This is a genomic window from Aminobacter carboxidus, assembly GCF_014863355.1.
GTDB lineage: Bacteria > Pseudomonadota > Alphaproteobacteria > Rhizobiales > Rhizobiaceae > Aminobacter > Aminobacter carboxidus.
Genome location: NZ_JACZEP010000013.1, coordinates 12,706 through 27,667 on the forward strand (window position 1 = coordinate 12,706; position 14,962 = coordinate 27,667).

Annotated in this window: 16 protein-coding genes; 4 read left to right on the top strand and 12 right to left on the bottom strand. The window is 65.0% G+C overall.

What is annotated here, in order from left to right:
• Positions 1-114 precede the first annotated feature (114 nt).
• Positions 115-1,341 (top strand): amidohydrolase, encoded by a 1,227-nt coding sequence (locus IHE39_RS25795; RefSeq protein ID WP_192568505.1) that lies wholly within the window; start codon positions 115-117, stop codon positions 1,339-1,341.
• 12 nt (positions 1,342-1,353) lie between these two features.
• Here the strand turns inward: IHE39_RS25795 and IHE39_RS25800 are convergent, their stop codons facing one another.
• Entirely contained in the window at positions 1,354-1,803 is a 450-nt protein-coding gene (locus tag IHE39_RS25800) for a GatB/YqeY domain-containing protein (RefSeq protein WP_184766966.1), read from the bottom strand.
• A gap of 288 nt (positions 1,804-2,091) precedes the next feature.
• Between IHE39_RS25800 and carA the strand changes: the two genes are divergently transcribed.
• On the top strand, positions 2,092-3,294 hold the full coding sequence (carA, locus tag IHE39_RS25805; RefSeq protein ID WP_192568506.1) for a glutamine-hydrolyzing carbamoyl-phosphate synthase small subunit: 1,203 nt from the start codon (positions 2,092-2,094) through the stop codon (positions 3,292-3,294).
• Positions 3,295-3,399: 105 nt separating this feature from the next.
• Here carA and IHE39_RS25810 read toward each other — a convergent pair whose 3' ends face one another.
• The 10 genes from IHE39_RS25810 to IHE39_RS25855 form a co-directional block, all read right to left on the bottom strand.
• On the bottom strand, positions 3,400-4,251 hold the full coding sequence (locus tag IHE39_RS25810) for an alpha/beta fold hydrolase (RefSeq protein ID WP_192568507.1): 852 nt from the start codon (positions 4,249-4,251) through the stop codon (positions 3,400-3,402).
• A gap of 108 nt (positions 4,252-4,359) precedes the next feature.
• Positions 4,360-4,845 carry an SRPBCC family protein gene (locus IHE39_RS25815; RefSeq protein WP_192568508.1) on the bottom strand — a complete coding sequence of 162 codons (486 nt, stop codon included), beginning with the start codon at positions 4,843-4,845 and terminating at the stop codon, positions 4,360-4,362.
• Between the two features lie 28 nt (positions 4,846-4,873).
• Positions 4,874-5,215: an ArsR/SmtB family transcription factor gene (locus IHE39_RS25820; protein ID WP_192568509.1), complete on the bottom strand. Its 342-nt coding sequence runs from the start codon at positions 5,213-5,215 to the stop codon at positions 4,874-4,876.
• A gap of 270 nt (positions 5,216-5,485) precedes the next feature.
• Complete coding sequence (locus tag IHE39_RS25825; RefSeq protein ID WP_192568510.1) at positions 5,486-6,085, bottom strand: YdeI/OmpD-associated family protein; 600 nt, start codon at positions 6,083-6,085, stop codon at positions 5,486-5,488.
• On the bottom strand, positions 6,085-7,341 hold the full coding sequence (locus IHE39_RS25830) for a TCR/Tet family MFS transporter (protein WP_192568511.1): 1,257 nt from the start codon (positions 7,339-7,341) through the stop codon (positions 6,085-6,087). The genes IHE39_RS25825 and IHE39_RS25830 overlap by 1 nt, the downstream gene beginning before the upstream one ends.
• Positions 7,342-7,536: 195 nt before the next feature.
• Positions 7,537-8,454: an aldo/keto reductase gene (locus IHE39_RS25835; RefSeq protein WP_192568512.1), complete on the bottom strand. Its 918-nt coding sequence runs from the start codon at positions 8,452-8,454 to the stop codon at positions 7,537-7,539.
• Positions 8,454-9,365: a KPN_02809 family neutral zinc metallopeptidase gene (gene ypfJ, locus IHE39_RS25840; protein ID WP_184766959.1), complete on the bottom strand. Its 912-nt coding sequence runs from the start codon at positions 9,363-9,365 to the stop codon at positions 8,454-8,456. Before ypfJ ends, IHE39_RS25835 begins: the two co-directional genes overlap by 1 nt.
• 118 nt (positions 9,366-9,483) lie before the next feature.
• Positions 9,484-9,672: a hypothetical protein gene (locus tag IHE39_RS25845; RefSeq protein ID WP_184766958.1), complete on the bottom strand. Its 189-nt coding sequence runs from the start codon at positions 9,670-9,672 to the stop codon at positions 9,484-9,486.
• Positions 9,673-9,697: 25 nt separating this feature from the next.
• Positions 9,698-9,844: a DUF418 domain-containing protein gene (locus IHE39_RS31190; RefSeq protein ID WP_210327694.1), complete on the bottom strand. Its 147-nt coding sequence runs from the start codon at positions 9,842-9,844 to the stop codon at positions 9,698-9,700.
• Positions 9,845-10,018: 174 nt separating this feature from the next.
• Positions 10,019-11,191, bottom strand: coding sequence for an MFS transporter (locus IHE39_RS25855; RefSeq protein ID WP_192568513.1), 1,173 nt, complete (start codon positions 11,189-11,191; stop codon positions 10,019-10,021).
• Between the two features lie 146 nt (positions 11,192-11,337).
• Here IHE39_RS25855 and IHE39_RS25860 point away from each other — a divergent pair, with 146 nt between their 5' ends.
• Positions 11,338-11,679, top strand: coding sequence for an ArsR/SmtB family transcription factor (locus IHE39_RS25860; RefSeq protein ID WP_184766955.1), 342 nt, complete (start codon positions 11,338-11,340; stop codon positions 11,677-11,679).
• Positions 11,680-11,689: 10 nt separating this feature from the next.
• The gene (locus IHE39_RS25865) at positions 11,690-12,445 is read left to right on the top strand and encodes a metallophosphoesterase family protein (RefSeq protein WP_192568514.1); all 756 of its coding nucleotides are present in this window, start codon (positions 11,690-11,692) and stop codon (positions 12,443-12,445) included.
• Between the two features lie 47 nt (positions 12,446-12,492).
• On the opposite strand, the gene IHE39_RS25870 is transcribed toward IHE39_RS25865, so the two are convergent.
• Positions 12,493-14,895 carry a DNA/RNA non-specific endonuclease gene (locus IHE39_RS25870; protein ID WP_192568515.1) on the bottom strand — a complete coding sequence of 801 codons (2,403 nt, stop codon included), beginning with the start codon at positions 14,893-14,895 and terminating at the stop codon, positions 12,493-12,495.
• Between the last annotated feature and the right edge of the window lie 67 nt (positions 14,896-14,962).

Below are 14,962 nucleotides of genomic sequence, written 5' to 3' on the forward strand. Positions count from 1 at the left end.
CAGTTCGTCTTCGCTGTGGCAGAAGGAACCCCCATTCCTGGCCCCACCGACAAGCCTTGCCTGCCACCGCCAATCCGGGCGACGCTGCACCCTCCAAACCAGGGATCAGCAAAAATGGCCGCGCTCGACCAGAAAGACCTCGTCGCCGAGATGACCGCCTGGCGGCGCGACCTGCACGCCCATCCCGAGTTCGGCTTCGAGGAAAAGCGCACAAGCGCCTTTGTGGCTGCCCAACTCAGGACCTTCGGCCTCGACGAGGTGGTCGAGGGCATCGGCGGGACCGGCGTCGTCGGCACCCTGCGCCGCGGCAGCGGCAACCGCGCCGTGGCACTCAGGGCCGACATGGACGCGCTGCGCATCACCGAGCAGGCGAGCCACGACCACGCCTCGCAAAATCCCGGCGTCATGCATGCTTGCGGCCATGACGGCCACACCACGATGCTCTTGGGAGCAGCAAAGCTGCTCGCGAGCGAGGGCGGCTTCGACGGCACCGTGCGCTTCATCTTCCAGCCGGCCGAGGAGTGGGGCAAGGGCGCGCTCGCCATGCTCGACGACGGCCTGATGGCGCGCTTTCCCTTCGACGAGATCTATGGCCTGCACAACATGCCCGGCCTGCCGGTCGGCCATTTCGAGACGCGGGCCGGCCCGATCATGTCGGCGGAGGACAATTTCGAGATCGTGCTGCGCGGCCTGGGCGGCCACGCCGCCCGCCCGCATCTTGGCCGCGAAGTGCTGGTCGCCGCCTGCGCCGTCGTCACCAACCTGCAGACCATCGTTTCGCGCCGGCTCAGCCCGGCCGACATATCGGTGGTTTCGGTGACAGAACTCATCACGGACGGCACCCGCAACGCCCTACCCGGCTTCGCCCGCATTCTCGGCGATGCCAGAAGCTTCCGCCCCGAGGTCAGCGCCGAGATCGAAAAGCAGATGCGCATCATCGCCGAAGGCACGGCACTGACCCACAACTGCACGGCTGAGGTCGCCTACAGCAGGGAATTCGTGCCCCTGATCAACGACACGGAGGCTACGGCCGCCGCGGTCGAAGCCGCCGCTTCGGTGTTTGCCACGGGCGCGGTCAACGGCAAGGGCGAGATCGTCACCGCCTCGGAAGATTTCGCCCGCTTCCTCGACCATGTACCCGGCTGCTTCGCCTATATCGGCAATGGCGAAGCCTCGGCGCCGCTGCACAATGCGTCCTTCGATTTCAATGACGAAGCCCTGATCCACGGCACCCGCTTTCACGCGGCGATCGCACGCCAGCGCCTGCCGGCATCGGAACACCGCCAAAGAAAACGCCCCAAGCTGAAGCCAGCCGGGGCGTCTTTTGCTCATTTGGCCTGAGCCGACAAGAGCCTACTGCAGCAGGTCCTTGACGATGCCGCTCGCCTTGCCAAAATCCATCTGGCCGGGATAGCGCTCCTTGAGCGCGTTCATGCAGCGGCCCATGTCGCGCAGGCCATCGGCACCGACATCCGCGATCACCTTCTGGGCGGCGTCGCGCACCGCACCTTCCTCCATCTGCCTGGGCAGGAAGTCGCTGATGATGACGATCTCGTCGCGCTCCTGGGCGGCAAGCTCCAGCCGCGAGCCTTCCTCGAAGGCCTTGGCCGATTCCTGGCGCTGCTTCACCATCTTGGTCAGGATCTGCAGGATTTCCTCATCGGTGACCGGGTCCTTGCCGGCACCGCGATGGGCGATATCGCGATCCTGGATGGCAGCCTGGATCAGCCTGAGCGTCGAGGTGCGGCGCTTGTCGCCGGTCTTCAATGCAGTCTTCAGTGCCTCGGCGAGTGTCTCGCGCATGGCCGTTACTCCTGAACGTGTCGCAAACAATAGCGCCGACCTGCCACAGTGGCAAACCGAATGACAATGGCCAACTTCCTGTTTTTGCTAGGAAAAATAATTAGCCACGAATCCCGGCCCAGTCATTGACCATATGCCGGCCTTCGCCTATTGTCCGCGCCTTGCAAGGACTTGTTTGTTTTGTGCACGGGGCCCGCCTGACGGTGGTCGTCCGTGCTTTTCGCTGCGCGATATGGCCCCTTGCGAGCCATTTTTCAAGTCGCGGCCTAGTTACGCAGGAGCATCGCCATGGCCGCAGAGACCGCCCCCTGGGCAACCGAAGTGCCGACCGCCGTTCTGGTTCTGGCCGACGGGACGGTGATTACCGGCCGAGGCCTGGGCGCCACCGGCAGTGCCGTCGCCGAAGTCTGCTTCAACACAGCGCTGACCGGCTACCAGGAGGTCCTCACCGACCCTTCCTATGCCAGCCAGATCGTCACCTTCACCTTCCCGCATATCGGCAACATCGGCACCAATGATGAAGACATCGAGGACCTGAACCCAGCGGCCCGCTTCGGCGCGGTCGGTGCGGTGTTCAAGGCCGACGTCACCAACCCGTCGAGCTATCGCGCCGCCGGTCATCTCGACCAGTGGCTGAAGCGGCGCGGCATCGTCGCCATGTCGGGCGTCGACACCCGTGCGCTGACAGCACTTATCCGCGAAAAGGGCATGCCCAACGCCGTCATCGCGCATGCGCCCGACGGCAAGTTCGACATCGACAAGCTCAAGGCCCAGGCCCGCGCCTGGTCCGGTCTCGTCGGCCTCGACCTCGCCAAGGAAGTCACCTCGGGCCAATCCTCGTCCTGGACCGAGACGCCCTGGGTCTGGAACGAGGGTTATGGCGAGCGTGCTGAAGAAACCATGCACGTCGTTGCCATCGACTATGGCGTCAAGCGCAACATCTTGCGCCTGCTCGCCGGCCTCGGCGCCAAGGTGACGGTCGTTCCGGCCAAGACCTCGGCCGACGACATCCTGGCGATGAAGCCCGATGGCATCTTCCTGTCCAACGGCCCCGGCGATCCGGCAGCAACGGGCGAGTATTCGGTGCCTGTCATCAAGGACCTGCTCAAGACCGAGCTGCCGGTGTTCGGCATCTGCCTCGGCCACCAGATGCTGGCGCTGGCCCTTGGCGGCAAGACGGCAAAGATGCATCAGGGCCACCATGGCGCCAACCACCCGGTCAAGGACCACACCACCGGCAAGGTCGAGATCGTGTCGATGAACCACGGCTTCGCGGTCGATGCCGGGTCGCTGCCGGAAGGCGTCGAAGAGACCCACGTCTCGCTGTTTGACGGCACCAATTGCGGCATCGCGCTGACCGGCCGCCCGGTGTTTTCGGTCCAGCACCATCCCGAGGCGTCGCCCGGCCCGCAGGACTCGCACTACCTTTTCCGCCGTTTCGCCAATTTGATCCGCGAGCGGCAGGGCGAACCGGCGCTCGCCGAACGCTGAGCCAGTCGGCAGTCAACAATGCAAAGAGGCCTCGTCAAAACGGGGCCTCTTTCTTTTGCCGATGCGAGTGGCTTGGAGCCGCCAGCGCGCCGAAGCAAGCCGGCCCTACTTCGGCGCCGGCGCGTTCAGGAAGACATTGGCGGCAGCCGCAACCTGCTGCGCTTTTGCCGGGTCGGCGAGGATGCCCATATGCGTCGTGCCTGAGAGCACCAGCAACTGGCTGCGGGACGGGCCGTTAATGTCGCCATTGTCGTGACCACCGAGCGCCGCGTGCATGTCGGCGAGATGGCCAAGCGTCACCACATCGGCGTCGCCGGCGACCAGCAGCACCGGTGCCTTGACCTTGGCGAGCTCCGCTGTCCAGTCGAACGGCTTCAGCTCCAGCTGCTTGATCTTGTCGACAAGTGCTGGGAAATCCGGTTTGGGCGAGAGCTTCTGGTACTCCGCGACCATCGGCGCGCCGGTGAACATATCTGCCGTCAGGCGCTGCACCATTTCCTTGTGCCCCGGCGCCAGCCCCTTGTCGCTGGCGGCAGCCGACACGGCGACGATGCGATCGACACGATCGGGATGGCGCAACGCCATCTGCAGGGCAACGTTGCCGCCCATCGAATAACCCATCACGGACGCCTTCTCGATTCCCAGCTTGTCGAGCAGTCCGGCGACGTCGTCGGCCATGGTCTCGTAGCCGAGTTCACCGTTGCGGTCGGCCGTGCGGCCGTGGCCCTGCAGCTCGACGGCGATGACCTTGTTGTACTTGGCCAGCTCTTCAAGGCTTGTTACCCAGTTGGTCTCAATGGTCATGAAGGCGCCGTGCAGGAGAACCAGCGGTGGCCCCTCCCCGTGGACCTGGTGATGCAGTTCGAGCGGTGCGGGCTCCTGTGCCGAAAGAACAGCCGGGGCGATGGCGGAAAAAAGCGCGAGCAGGGCCGCGCCCGCGATGGATAGCGGTTTCATGGTCATTACCTTGTTTTGAGAGGATGAGCGATCCCGCCCGGCCGCCTCGCGGCCGGTTGGGTCGTAGCTGACGATGGCAGGAAAGCCGGTCCCGCGACCGGCGGAAGATCAGGCGGAGACGAGTTCGCCGAGCAGCTCTTCGAGCTGGTTCATGCTGTCCTGGGCGCCGGCTTCCATGCCCGAGGCAACCATGCCGTCGCGGTCGTCGATGCTGTCGAAGCGGGTGACGCCGCTATAGTGGGTCTTGCCGTCCTTCTCTTCGAAACGATGGGTCTCGATGACATTCTTGTCTTCGAACATGCCTTCGAGCGCGAAAGTGTTGACCAGCTTTTCCGGCTCGTCGACCTCGATGTACTTGCCGATGAAGGCAAAGACGGTGCCGTCTGGCGTCGTCTGCTCGAAGCGCCATTCGCCGCCAGGGCGGACGTCGAGCTTGACCACCCTGGTCGCGCCCATGGCACGCGAACCCCACCAGCGCGCCACATGCTCGGGCCGGGTCCAGGCCCGCCAGACCAGCGCGCGCGGCGCATCGAAGGTGCGGCTCATGCGGATGATGGGTTCGCCTTCCGGCGTCTCGACTGTCATCTTGTTCATGTCATTTTCCTTGTCGTGTTCCGTGAATTCACTGCTTGGCGGTGTCGTCGCCGCGCTGCATGTCGGCGAGGAAAGAGTCGAGCTGGTCGAGATTGTCGCGCCACAGTTCGCGATAGGCGCCGACCCAACCGTCGATGTCCTGGAGCGGGCCGGCCTGGAGCTTGCAGTAGCGATACTGCGCGTCCTTCTCGCGGGCGATCAGGCCGGCGTTTTCGAGCACCTTGATGTGCTTCGACACCGCCGCCAGGCTCATGTCATAGGGCGCTGCCAGTTCGCCGACGCTGGCCTGCCCCTGGGCAAGCCGTGCCAGGATGGCGCGGCGCGTCGGATCCGCAAGCGCGGAAAAAGTAAGGGAGAGAGTATCGGTCATGCCATTATTCAACCCATAAGTTGTTAACTTTACGGTTGAATAACATTCACCCAAAATGTTGTCAACCAGTTGGTTGAGAACGTCGCACGAAATGTCTCCGGCCTGTGCAACAAGAACAGGCCGTCCCCCGCGGCAGCTCTTCCGTCCGGCATCTTGCGTGAGTGAAGCGCCCGCGAAAGCCAGCCAGACGCGGCCGTGCGCGAGTTCGGCCTTCATTGAACGAAGCTGAGCGAACGAAGCAGAGCGCGTCGGGCGCTCCACCGTTGCAGCTCACTTCTTGCCCTGCGGATAAATCGTTTCGCCGCGCTTGAGCATGGCGACGAAGGTCTCGATCTTCTTCTTCCGCCCCGCTTCGGTCTTCATGTTGTGGGTGCGGAAAGCCAGCGCGAAGCGGTTCTGCTCGCTGAGTCTGCCGAGCATCGCCTTCGCCTCCGGCTCGGCGTCGATCGCGGCCTGGAGATCGTTTGGGATCAGCATGTCCTTGCCGCTCTTGTAGGCGCGGTCCCAGCGCCCGTCCGCCTTGGCCGCCGCGACTTGCTTCATCCCATGCTCGGTCATCCGCCCCTCGGCAATCAGGCGCGCCACGCTGTCGACATTGATCTGGCTCCAGGTGCCCTTCTTGCCGCGCGGCGAGTAGCGCTGCAGGAAGCTCTTGTCGTCGAGGCCCTTGCGCACGCCGTCGATCCAGCCCCAGCACAACACGACCTCGATCGCCTCCTTCGGGGTGATCGACTTCAGCCCCGATCCGACCTTGTGGACCTTGATCCAGACCTCGTCCTGGGTGTCGTGGTGCTGGCCTAGCCAGGCATAAAAACGCGCGGCATCGACGAATTCTTGAACCTTGCTTGGATCGACATAGACCGGTGCCATCAGTTGACCTGCTCCATTTCGGCGGCAGCGACTTTATCCCGCGTTGGCCGCTCGACCTTGAAAATGAGCACCAGCAGCGACAGTGCGAGGAAGATGCCGCCGACCGCATAAGGCGCGCCGGCGAACGTCACCGGCGCGCTCGGCCCGGTGAACCAGGCGAAGATGCCGGTGTAAAGCAGCGGTGTGATGATGCTGGTGATCGAAAACAGGCTGGTCATCGCGCCCTGCAATTCGCCTTGCGCATCGGGCGGCACCTTGGCCGCGGCCAGGCTCCTCAGCGGCGGGTCAGCGAGTGCTTCCAGGCAGGTCACGACGATCACCGCATAGATCATCCAGCCTTGCCAGGCGGCGGCGTAGCCGAAGGCGGCGATGGTGGTGAAGCCGAGGCCGAGCGCTGCCGTGCGCCACTCGCCGAGCCTCGGGATGACCCGCGGCAGCACCAGTGCCATGACAAGCGCGCCGCCAAGGCCGAACACGCCGAGCGAAAAGCCGATCTGCCGTTCGCTCCAGCCATAACGATAGCTGCTGACGAACGACCACACCGCCGGATACATCATGTGGCCGAGCGCCATCAGGAAGAACACCAGGCCGATCCAGCCGATGCCCTTGTATTTGCGCATCTGCTTGAGCGCGCCGAGCGGATTGGCGCGGCGCCATTCGAAGGCGCGCCTGTTGTGGCGGGCCAGTGTCTCGGGCAGGAAAAACAGCGCCACCACGAAGTTGACGAAGGCCAGTGCCGCAGCGCCCCAAAACGGCACGCGCGGCCCGAATTCGCCAAGGAAGCCGCCGAGCACCGGCCCGATGATGAAGCCGACACCGAAGGCGATGCCGAGCAGGCCGAAATTCTTGGCCCGGTTGCCGTCGTTCGACACGTCGGCGATGAAGGCCGCGGCCGTCGAGTAGCTCGCGCCGCTGATGCCGGCGAGCACGCGACCTACGAACAGCATGGGATACGACCAGGCCAGCGCGCAGATGGCATTGTCGATGGCGAAGGTGAGTACCGAGGCGAGCAGGATCGGCCGACGTCCGAAGCGGTCGCTGAGATTGCCCATCAGCGGCGCAAACAGGAACTGCATCGCGGCATAGACGAAAAACAGCCAGCCGCCTTCGATCGCCGCCTCGCCGACGCCGACGCCGGTCAGTTCCTGCAGGAAAGCCGGCAGCACCGGCATGATGATGCCGAAGCCGATGATGTCGAGCAGCAATGTGACGAAGACGAGCGCAAGGCCTCGTCTGGCGGTCTTTTCATCAACCATGTCGAACCCACAAGCGCCCCTTCGAATCCCGAAAGTCACGCCAAATCGAGCCATTCAGCACCCTGCAACGAATGCACGGGCGCTGCCTCAAACCGCCGGGGGCATGCGGAGAACTGCTTATAAGCGAAGCAGCCATCAAGAACAATACAAGAACATATCAATTTTGTTCATAGCCGGACGTCATCCGGCGGAACATTACGGGACCGCGCGGCCCTCGCTCGCCTCGAGAATGGCGAACCATTGCTGCCGGTCGAGCGCAACGTCCAGCGCCTTGACCAGACCGGCCAGCCGCTCCGGCTTCATCGTGCCGAGCACCGGTACCAGCCGCGCCGGATGCCTGAGCAGCCAGGCGATGGCGACAGTCGAGACATCGCCGACACCGGTCTCGGCGGCGACGTCCCGCAGCGCCACCCGCACCTTTTGCTCGCGGACACCCTCGCCGGTGAACAGCGAACCGCCACCCAGCGGCGACCAGATCATCGGCGCGTAACCCAGCCGTTGCGCATGGTCGAGCCGTCCGTCGGTCAGCGCCGAGGTCTCCAGCACCGAATGCTCGATCTGGTTGGTGACAAGAGGAAATGGCAGCCGCGAGGCCAGCAGGTCGAACTGCGCGGGCGTAAAATTCGACACGCCGACCGCACGCACCTTGCCGGCTGAAACCAGCCGCTCGAAGGCGCGCGCCGTGTCGTCGGCGTCCATCAGCGGGTCGGGCCGGTGGATCAGCAGCAGGTCGAGATAGTCGGTGCGAAGGTTCTTCAGCGAGCGCTCGACCGAAGCCTCGAGGTGGGCGGCACCGGTGTCATAATGCTTCAGCCGGTTCTGCGGCCGGTTGGGCATGGCCAACATGATGCCGCATTTGGAGATCAGCTCGATGCCGTCGCGCCGGCCCTTCCAGCGCGCCAGCCCGGCGCCGAAGGCTTCCTCGACCGCGTAGCCGCCATAGATGTCGGCATGGTCGAAGCTGGTCAGGCCGAGATCGACTGCCGTATCGATCAACCGCGCCACCGCATCGGCATCGGGGCTTTGGCCATCGAGCAGCCGCCAGGCGCCGAAGACCAGCCGCGACAGCGACAGGCCACCGGCCGTCAGTTCGATGCGTTTCGGCGTGGTCATCAGATCGGATTGTTGAAGGTGTCGCACTCCGACAGCTTGCCGCTCTTGAAGCCGGCGGCAAACCAGCGCTGGCGCTGCTGCGAGGTGCCGTGGTTGAAGCTCTCCGGCACGACATAGCCCTGCATGCGCTTCTGCAGCGTGTCGTCGCCGATCTGCTGAGCGGCGTTCAGCGCTTCTTCGATGTCGCCCTGCTCGAGCAGGCCCTTCTGGTCGGTGTAGTGGCCCCACACGCCGGCGAAGCAGTCGGCCTGCAGCTCTACACGCATCGACATCTGGTTGGCATCGGCCTCGCTCATCTGCTGCCGCATCTGGTTGAATTTGGGCAGGATGCCGGTCAGGTTCTGGACGTGGTGACCGACCTCGTGGGCAATGACATAAGCCTGGGCAAAATCACCGGCAGCGCCGAACTGCTTGGCCAGCTGGCCGAAGAAGGCGGTGTCGAGATAGACCTTCTGGTCGCCGGGGCAATAGAACGGACCGGATGCCGACGAGGCGAAACCGCAGGCCGAACGTACCTGGCCCGAAAACAGCACCAGCTTCGGCTCCTGGTATTTCAGCCCTTCGGCTTGGAAGATGCCGTTCCAGGTGTCTTCGGTCTCGGCCAATACGGTCGAGACGAACTGGGTCATCTCGTCATTGGCCGGAGCGCCGCCTTCGCTGACCTGGCCACCACCGGAAACCGGGCCGCCATCGCCGCCAGCCAGAATCTGCATCGGATCGATGCCGCAGGCACGCAGCGCAAAGAACAGCACGACGAGGATGATGATGCCGGAAAGCCCGCCACCGCCGGTCGACATGCGCGGTCCCATCGGCAAGCGTCCGCCACCGAGGCCTCCGCCCAGTCCACCTCCGCCACCCTGGCCGCGCGTATCCTGGACATTGTCACTCTGGCGGCGGCCTCTCCAGCGCATAGGCGTATCCCTCAATGTTTGTCGCGGGCGACCCCGCTCACTGCAGACAATTAGCTTAACCCCTGCGGCAAGTCACAGGGTTTTTGCTTGTGCCACCCGTTGGCCGGGCGCTGCAAAATCAGCTTTTCTGCTTAGTGCCGGCGCTCTTGCCGTCGGAGCTTTTGGAACGCTCCTCGAAGCGCTTTTCGCCTTTCGCGAATTCGCGGCCAGTCTTGGCCTCGACCTTGCGCTCCTGCTTGGCCGCAGCCTGGCGCAGGCCTTTGGCGGCCTGTTTTCCCTTGGCGGTCGGGGCTTGTGTGATGGCCATTTTCGCTTCCTCCCAGGCGCCGCGACTACACGGCGCTCAGGCTAACGCGAAGCGGCGGCACTCGTTCCCTGCTTGCGCCAGCTTGGCCACACGCCGCGATCGTCACCGCCCGCAGCAGCCACTCCAGCGGACCATATACGAAACGCGTCATCCACCAGCAGCTGAGCATCATCAAAGATCGCCGCGGCCAGCAGCAGCCCGCCCGGCGGCGACACCTCGCCCATCAGCCTGAAGCCGTAGGCTACACATGTCCAATGCTCTTCGTCGCTTTTCATCTCGTCCATCCCGGCCGGTCGCGTCTAAGACTGTTCGGCCGGCGGGAAAAGCGGCGCCTGTTAGGCCAGCCTCACCGGGCGGCGGCGTGCCGGATCGACCTGCTGCTGGCCGCAAGCACGGCCAGTGCCACCAGCGGAAAGGCCGCCGCGACGAGGCCAAGGTCCGACGGCCGGGCGAATTCCAGCACGCGGCCGCCAATGACGGTGCCCAAGGCGATGCCGAAATAGAGCGCGGAGGCGTTGAGCGACAGCGTCAGATGCGCGATCTCAGGGCCGAAGCCGACGATGCGGCTCGCCTGCGCCGGCGGGAACGCCCAGCCGATGATGCCCCACGGCACCATCAGCGCGATCAGCACGGGACCGGCGACGTGGTGCGGCAAGAGCTTCAAGGTCAGCGCAATGGCAATGCAGAAGCCCGACGACATCAACAGCGAGATCACCACCATGCGCGTCGCGCCGATGCGGTCGGCAAGATAGCCGCTCGACAAGTTGCCGATCACGGCACCGACGCCGAAGGCCAGCAACATACCCGGAAGGGCGATCGCCGGCAGCCCGGCCCCTTCCAGCGCCAGCGGCGCGATATAGGAAATCACGGTGAAGCCACCGGCGAGATAGAGCAGCGTCACCAGCAGCGACGGCAGGATGCCCGGCCGGGCAATGGCGGTGAAGCGCTCGGCCAGCGTCAGCTTGATGCCGCGCGAGCCCCGGGGCAGCCGCACCCACAGGATGGCGGCGCAGGAGATGCCAAGCAGTGCAATGGCAACGAAGGTGCCGCGCCAGCCCCACATGGTGGCGATCAGCGAGCCCACGGGCGCGCCCAGTGCTACGGCGAATGTCGTGCCGCCGACGACGACCGCAATCGCCCGCGCCCGGTATTCGGGCCCGGCCAACGACACGGCGGTCGCCTGGGCGGTGGCGGCATAGAGCCCGGCCGACATGCCCATCACGATCTGCGCGACCATAAGCCCGGCAAACGAACTGCTCATAGCTGCGATGATATTGCCGGCGACGAATACCAGCATGGTCGCGGCGAGCACACGGCGACGGTCGATCTCGCCGGCCAGCGCCGACAAGACAGGCGCACCGATCGCATAAGCGAGCGAGAACGCCATGATCAGGTAACCCGCGAACGGTATCGAAACATGCGCGTCGCCGGCGATCATCGGCAGCAGGCTGGAAAATACGAAGCCGACGGTGCTCATGGCGAACGAGCCGACCGCCAGCCAGATAAGGCGCTTGTCCATGACGGGGTCCTTAGTTCAAAATATATTGAACTATTGAACTTCCCGTCGCGGCATGTCAATCTGCATCTCGTCGGCTCCTGCCAGCCTGGTGTCAGCAGCCGGCACCGAGCCTTGAACCGCCGCAACCGCACAGCTACCTTCCGACAATGTCCCTGCCGCACCCCAATCTCGACCAGATCAACCTCGCCAACGTGCTATCAGTGCTCGGCGACCAGACCCGCCTCGCCGTCGTCGGCTATCTCGCCCGCAACGAGGGCGTGGCGATGAGCTGCGGCCAGTTTTCCGAGTTCGGCTCCAAGACCAACCTGTCCTACCACCTCGCCAAGCTGCGCGAGGCCGGCATCACCCGCACCGAGGTCTCGGGCACCAGCCGGCTGATCTCGCTGCGCCGCGACGACCTCGACAGCCGCTTCCCAGGCCTGCTCGATTCGATTATCACCGCGGCACAGGAACTCCCCGCATTCGAGCGCCTCCGCGACGAGGCCTGAGGACATCGCCTTGCGTATCGCCGTCATCGCCGACATCCATGGCAACATCCTTGCGCTGGAAGCGGTGCTCGCCGACCTCGCCCGCCGTGGCGGCGCCGACCTCGTCGTCAATCTCGGCGATCTCGTCTCCGGCCCGCTCTGGCCCGGCGAAACCGTCGCGCGACTGCGGGCGCTCGCCTGGCCGACCGTTCGCGGCAACCACGACCGCCGCGTCGCCACCGACCCGCTCGCCGAAATGGGCCCGTCCGACCGCTTCGCCCATGACCGCCTGTCGCAGGCCCAGCGCGACTGGCTGGAGGCGCTGCCGCTGACACTGGAGATCGCCCCGTCGGCGCTCGCCTTCCACGCCCGCCCCGATCACGACGAGCGCTACCTCTCCGAGGTCATCGACGAAGGCCAGCTCATACGCGCGCCGCTGAAGGTCATCGAAAGCCGCCTCAGGCGGATCGATCCGAAGTATCGGCTGCTGCTTGCCGGCCATAGCCACCGCGCCGATCTCGTCCAGCTCTCCGACGGGCGCCTGCTTTTCAATCCCGGCAGCGTCGGCATTCCGGCCTACAGCGACGACACCGCACCCACCCATGTCTCCGAACAGGGATCGCCGCTGGCGCGCTACGGTCTCGTCGAGCTCGATGGGACAGGCGCCGTCGCCGGCATCGACACGCTTGCCGTCACCTACGACCACGAGGCCGCGGCCCGCCGCGCCGAAGAGGGTGACCGCCCGGAATGGGCGCATGCCCTACGCACCGGCTTCATGCCGGACTGATCCGGCTGCTCGCTGCGGCCATCGGCTCTGGCTCGCGGCTGACTCGCCTACTTCCGCCGGCGCCCCGGCTTCGACGACCTCTTTACGCCACCCGAGCGCGCCGGCTTCGCCGCCGGTTTGCGCGTTCCATCCCTTGCCAGATCCTCCGCCTTCAGCGTCATCGCCGGCCTGCCGATCGCCTCCTGCCCGGCGCGGACATCGGCGTCGCGCAGAGTGTCGCCGAAATCGAGCCCGGTCAGGCTCTCGATATGGGCGACAGTCGTCAGGAACTCCGACACCCGCGCCAGTTCCTCGGCATCGCCGAACGCCTCCGCCATGCCCTCGGGCATCACCTCGATCAGTGGCCCCTGGTCGGCGAGCAGCGCGATCGATCGCAGCTCGGTGCCGTCATTCCACGCCGCGATCTTCCAGAATTTCAGCGGCACCTTGCTTTCGAAGCGATAGGGCGGATCGCTGTCGGCAAACACCGGTCCGGCAAACACCGTCACCCTTTGGCGCATGGTCACCGCGTTGCGCAGCACATAGGTCTCGACCGCCCGCCAGCGCAGCTTGCCTTTCGAGCCCGGCCGGTTGAGCGCGCTGCCCTGGTTGAAGAAGCCGAGCTGCGGTGCCGCGTTGGTGTAGAAGAACGTGTCGCGCTCGGCGGCCACGGCTTCCGCATCGGTGCCCCAGGCCGGGTCGCCGCGCAACGTGATGTGGCCTTTCTGGAAGATCCGCGCCTTGCGCTCGTTCGACGTCGCAACCGGGAACCCCGCCACTTTCTGCGCGTCGTAGAACGGCTTGTTCATCTGTTCTTCGAGGAGCACGCGGCGGTCGGGGCGGAAATCGTCGCTGGCTTCGGCCCCGCCGATCGACTCGATCCCGAGTTCGCTCAGGCTTGGATCCTCGGTCACCGTCTTGTCGTCGCGGTTGACCGCCTTGATGCGGGAACCGTCGATGTTGCAGGCGGTGTAATAGGCCAGCCGCCGTTCGGCGTTGATGACGACGGAAAAATGGTGGTAGGGCAGCTCGAAAGGGTCGTCGCCCGGCTTGGCCAGCAGGTTCTTGGCGGCGCGCCCCGGTGCACGGTCGTGCTTGGGCAGCGGCAGGATGAAGCCGGGCACAAAGCCCGGCTCATAGCCGCCACGGTCGTCGAAATTCTCCGTCTTCCAGCTCGCCGCCTCGGCTCCTGGACCGCCCGTCCTGACACCGCCCTCGCCGGACCTCGGCGCGTAGCCAGTCGATGCCTGCGCCATCAACGGCGCGCGCACGGAAATCTCGATCGGAAACGTCCAGGTCACCGAGCCGTCCTCGCCCAGCCGTGCCTTGGGCTCGCGGTCCCCGCCCGATGTCACGGCCTGCGCCTTGCCGGTTTTCGCCATCGTCCTGTCCGCCTCGCCCGCTCCCTCCGGCACCGGCTGCAGCTTCAGCCGCCCGGCCTCCTCCCAGATGTCGAGCAGCTGCGTCACCGCCGCGCGGCTGGCGGCATCCATGCCGGCAAGCCGCGTCTCGAGATCGTTGACGATTGCGCTGATGCGGATGCCTTCGTTGATCTCCTTGGCCAGCGGCTTGCCGTCGGTGCCCATCACTTCGTGCCACGGCCCACCCCAGTGATGCAGGGCGATCGGCTCCCATTCGTTGTTGAACACCGGCGACCCCGACGAGCCCTGCTCGGTATCGGCAACATAATGGAGCACATGCAGCGTCTCGTTGCGCGCTACCAGGTGGTTTTCGCGCAGCACCAGCTCCTTGTGCCGGCCATCGGGGTGCTGGACGACATTGGCGATCTCACCCAGCATATGCTTGTCGCCGGCACTGGACAGCACCAAGAAGCCGAACTCGTCGAGCGCGCGTTGTCCGCGGCGGCGCTGGCCGATCCCGATCAGCGTATAGTCGAGCCCGTCGATGTCGTCGGTGACGAAACACAGATCCGGATCGAGGAAAAACGACGTCGGCTGCCTGAGCTCGTTGAGCTTGTCGCGCTCATAGTCGAACTGCACTTGGAACCGCGCCGCGTCGGCCGCCGTGTGGATGACATGATGATTGGTCAAAAACAGGTTCGGCCCGACCAGGAAGCCGGTGCCCTGCGGCATCTCGTTGAGAAAGGCGACCCGCCCGACGGCATCGGCCGCGCGGCGCCCGCGCTCGAGAAAGGCAACGCCGACAAAATCCAGCGTCGAACCCTGGATCGCTTCGGGTCCCATCGGCTTTGCAGCCACCATCGCAGGCTTTCGCCCTGCTTTGGCCGGCTCGGCAACGGCTTCGATCGCCGTCGAGATCATCTCCGCCTGTTCACGGGTGAGATCGGCCTTGACCTGGAGACGCTCGACGCGGCGGCGGCGCTCCGGCTCGGCCGCCAGCGGGTTGCCCTCGGCAATCCGCGCCAGCGATGTGTCTATTTCAGGTCTTGTTTTCTTCAACCTTTCACGAACGACACGTTCAACTTCACCGAAGGTCTGGATATCAACCATGCCCGCCCCCTCTTGCTGAAGACCCCAAGTATAACTGGAGAACCTATAGGGAGGTAGCGACGTTTTG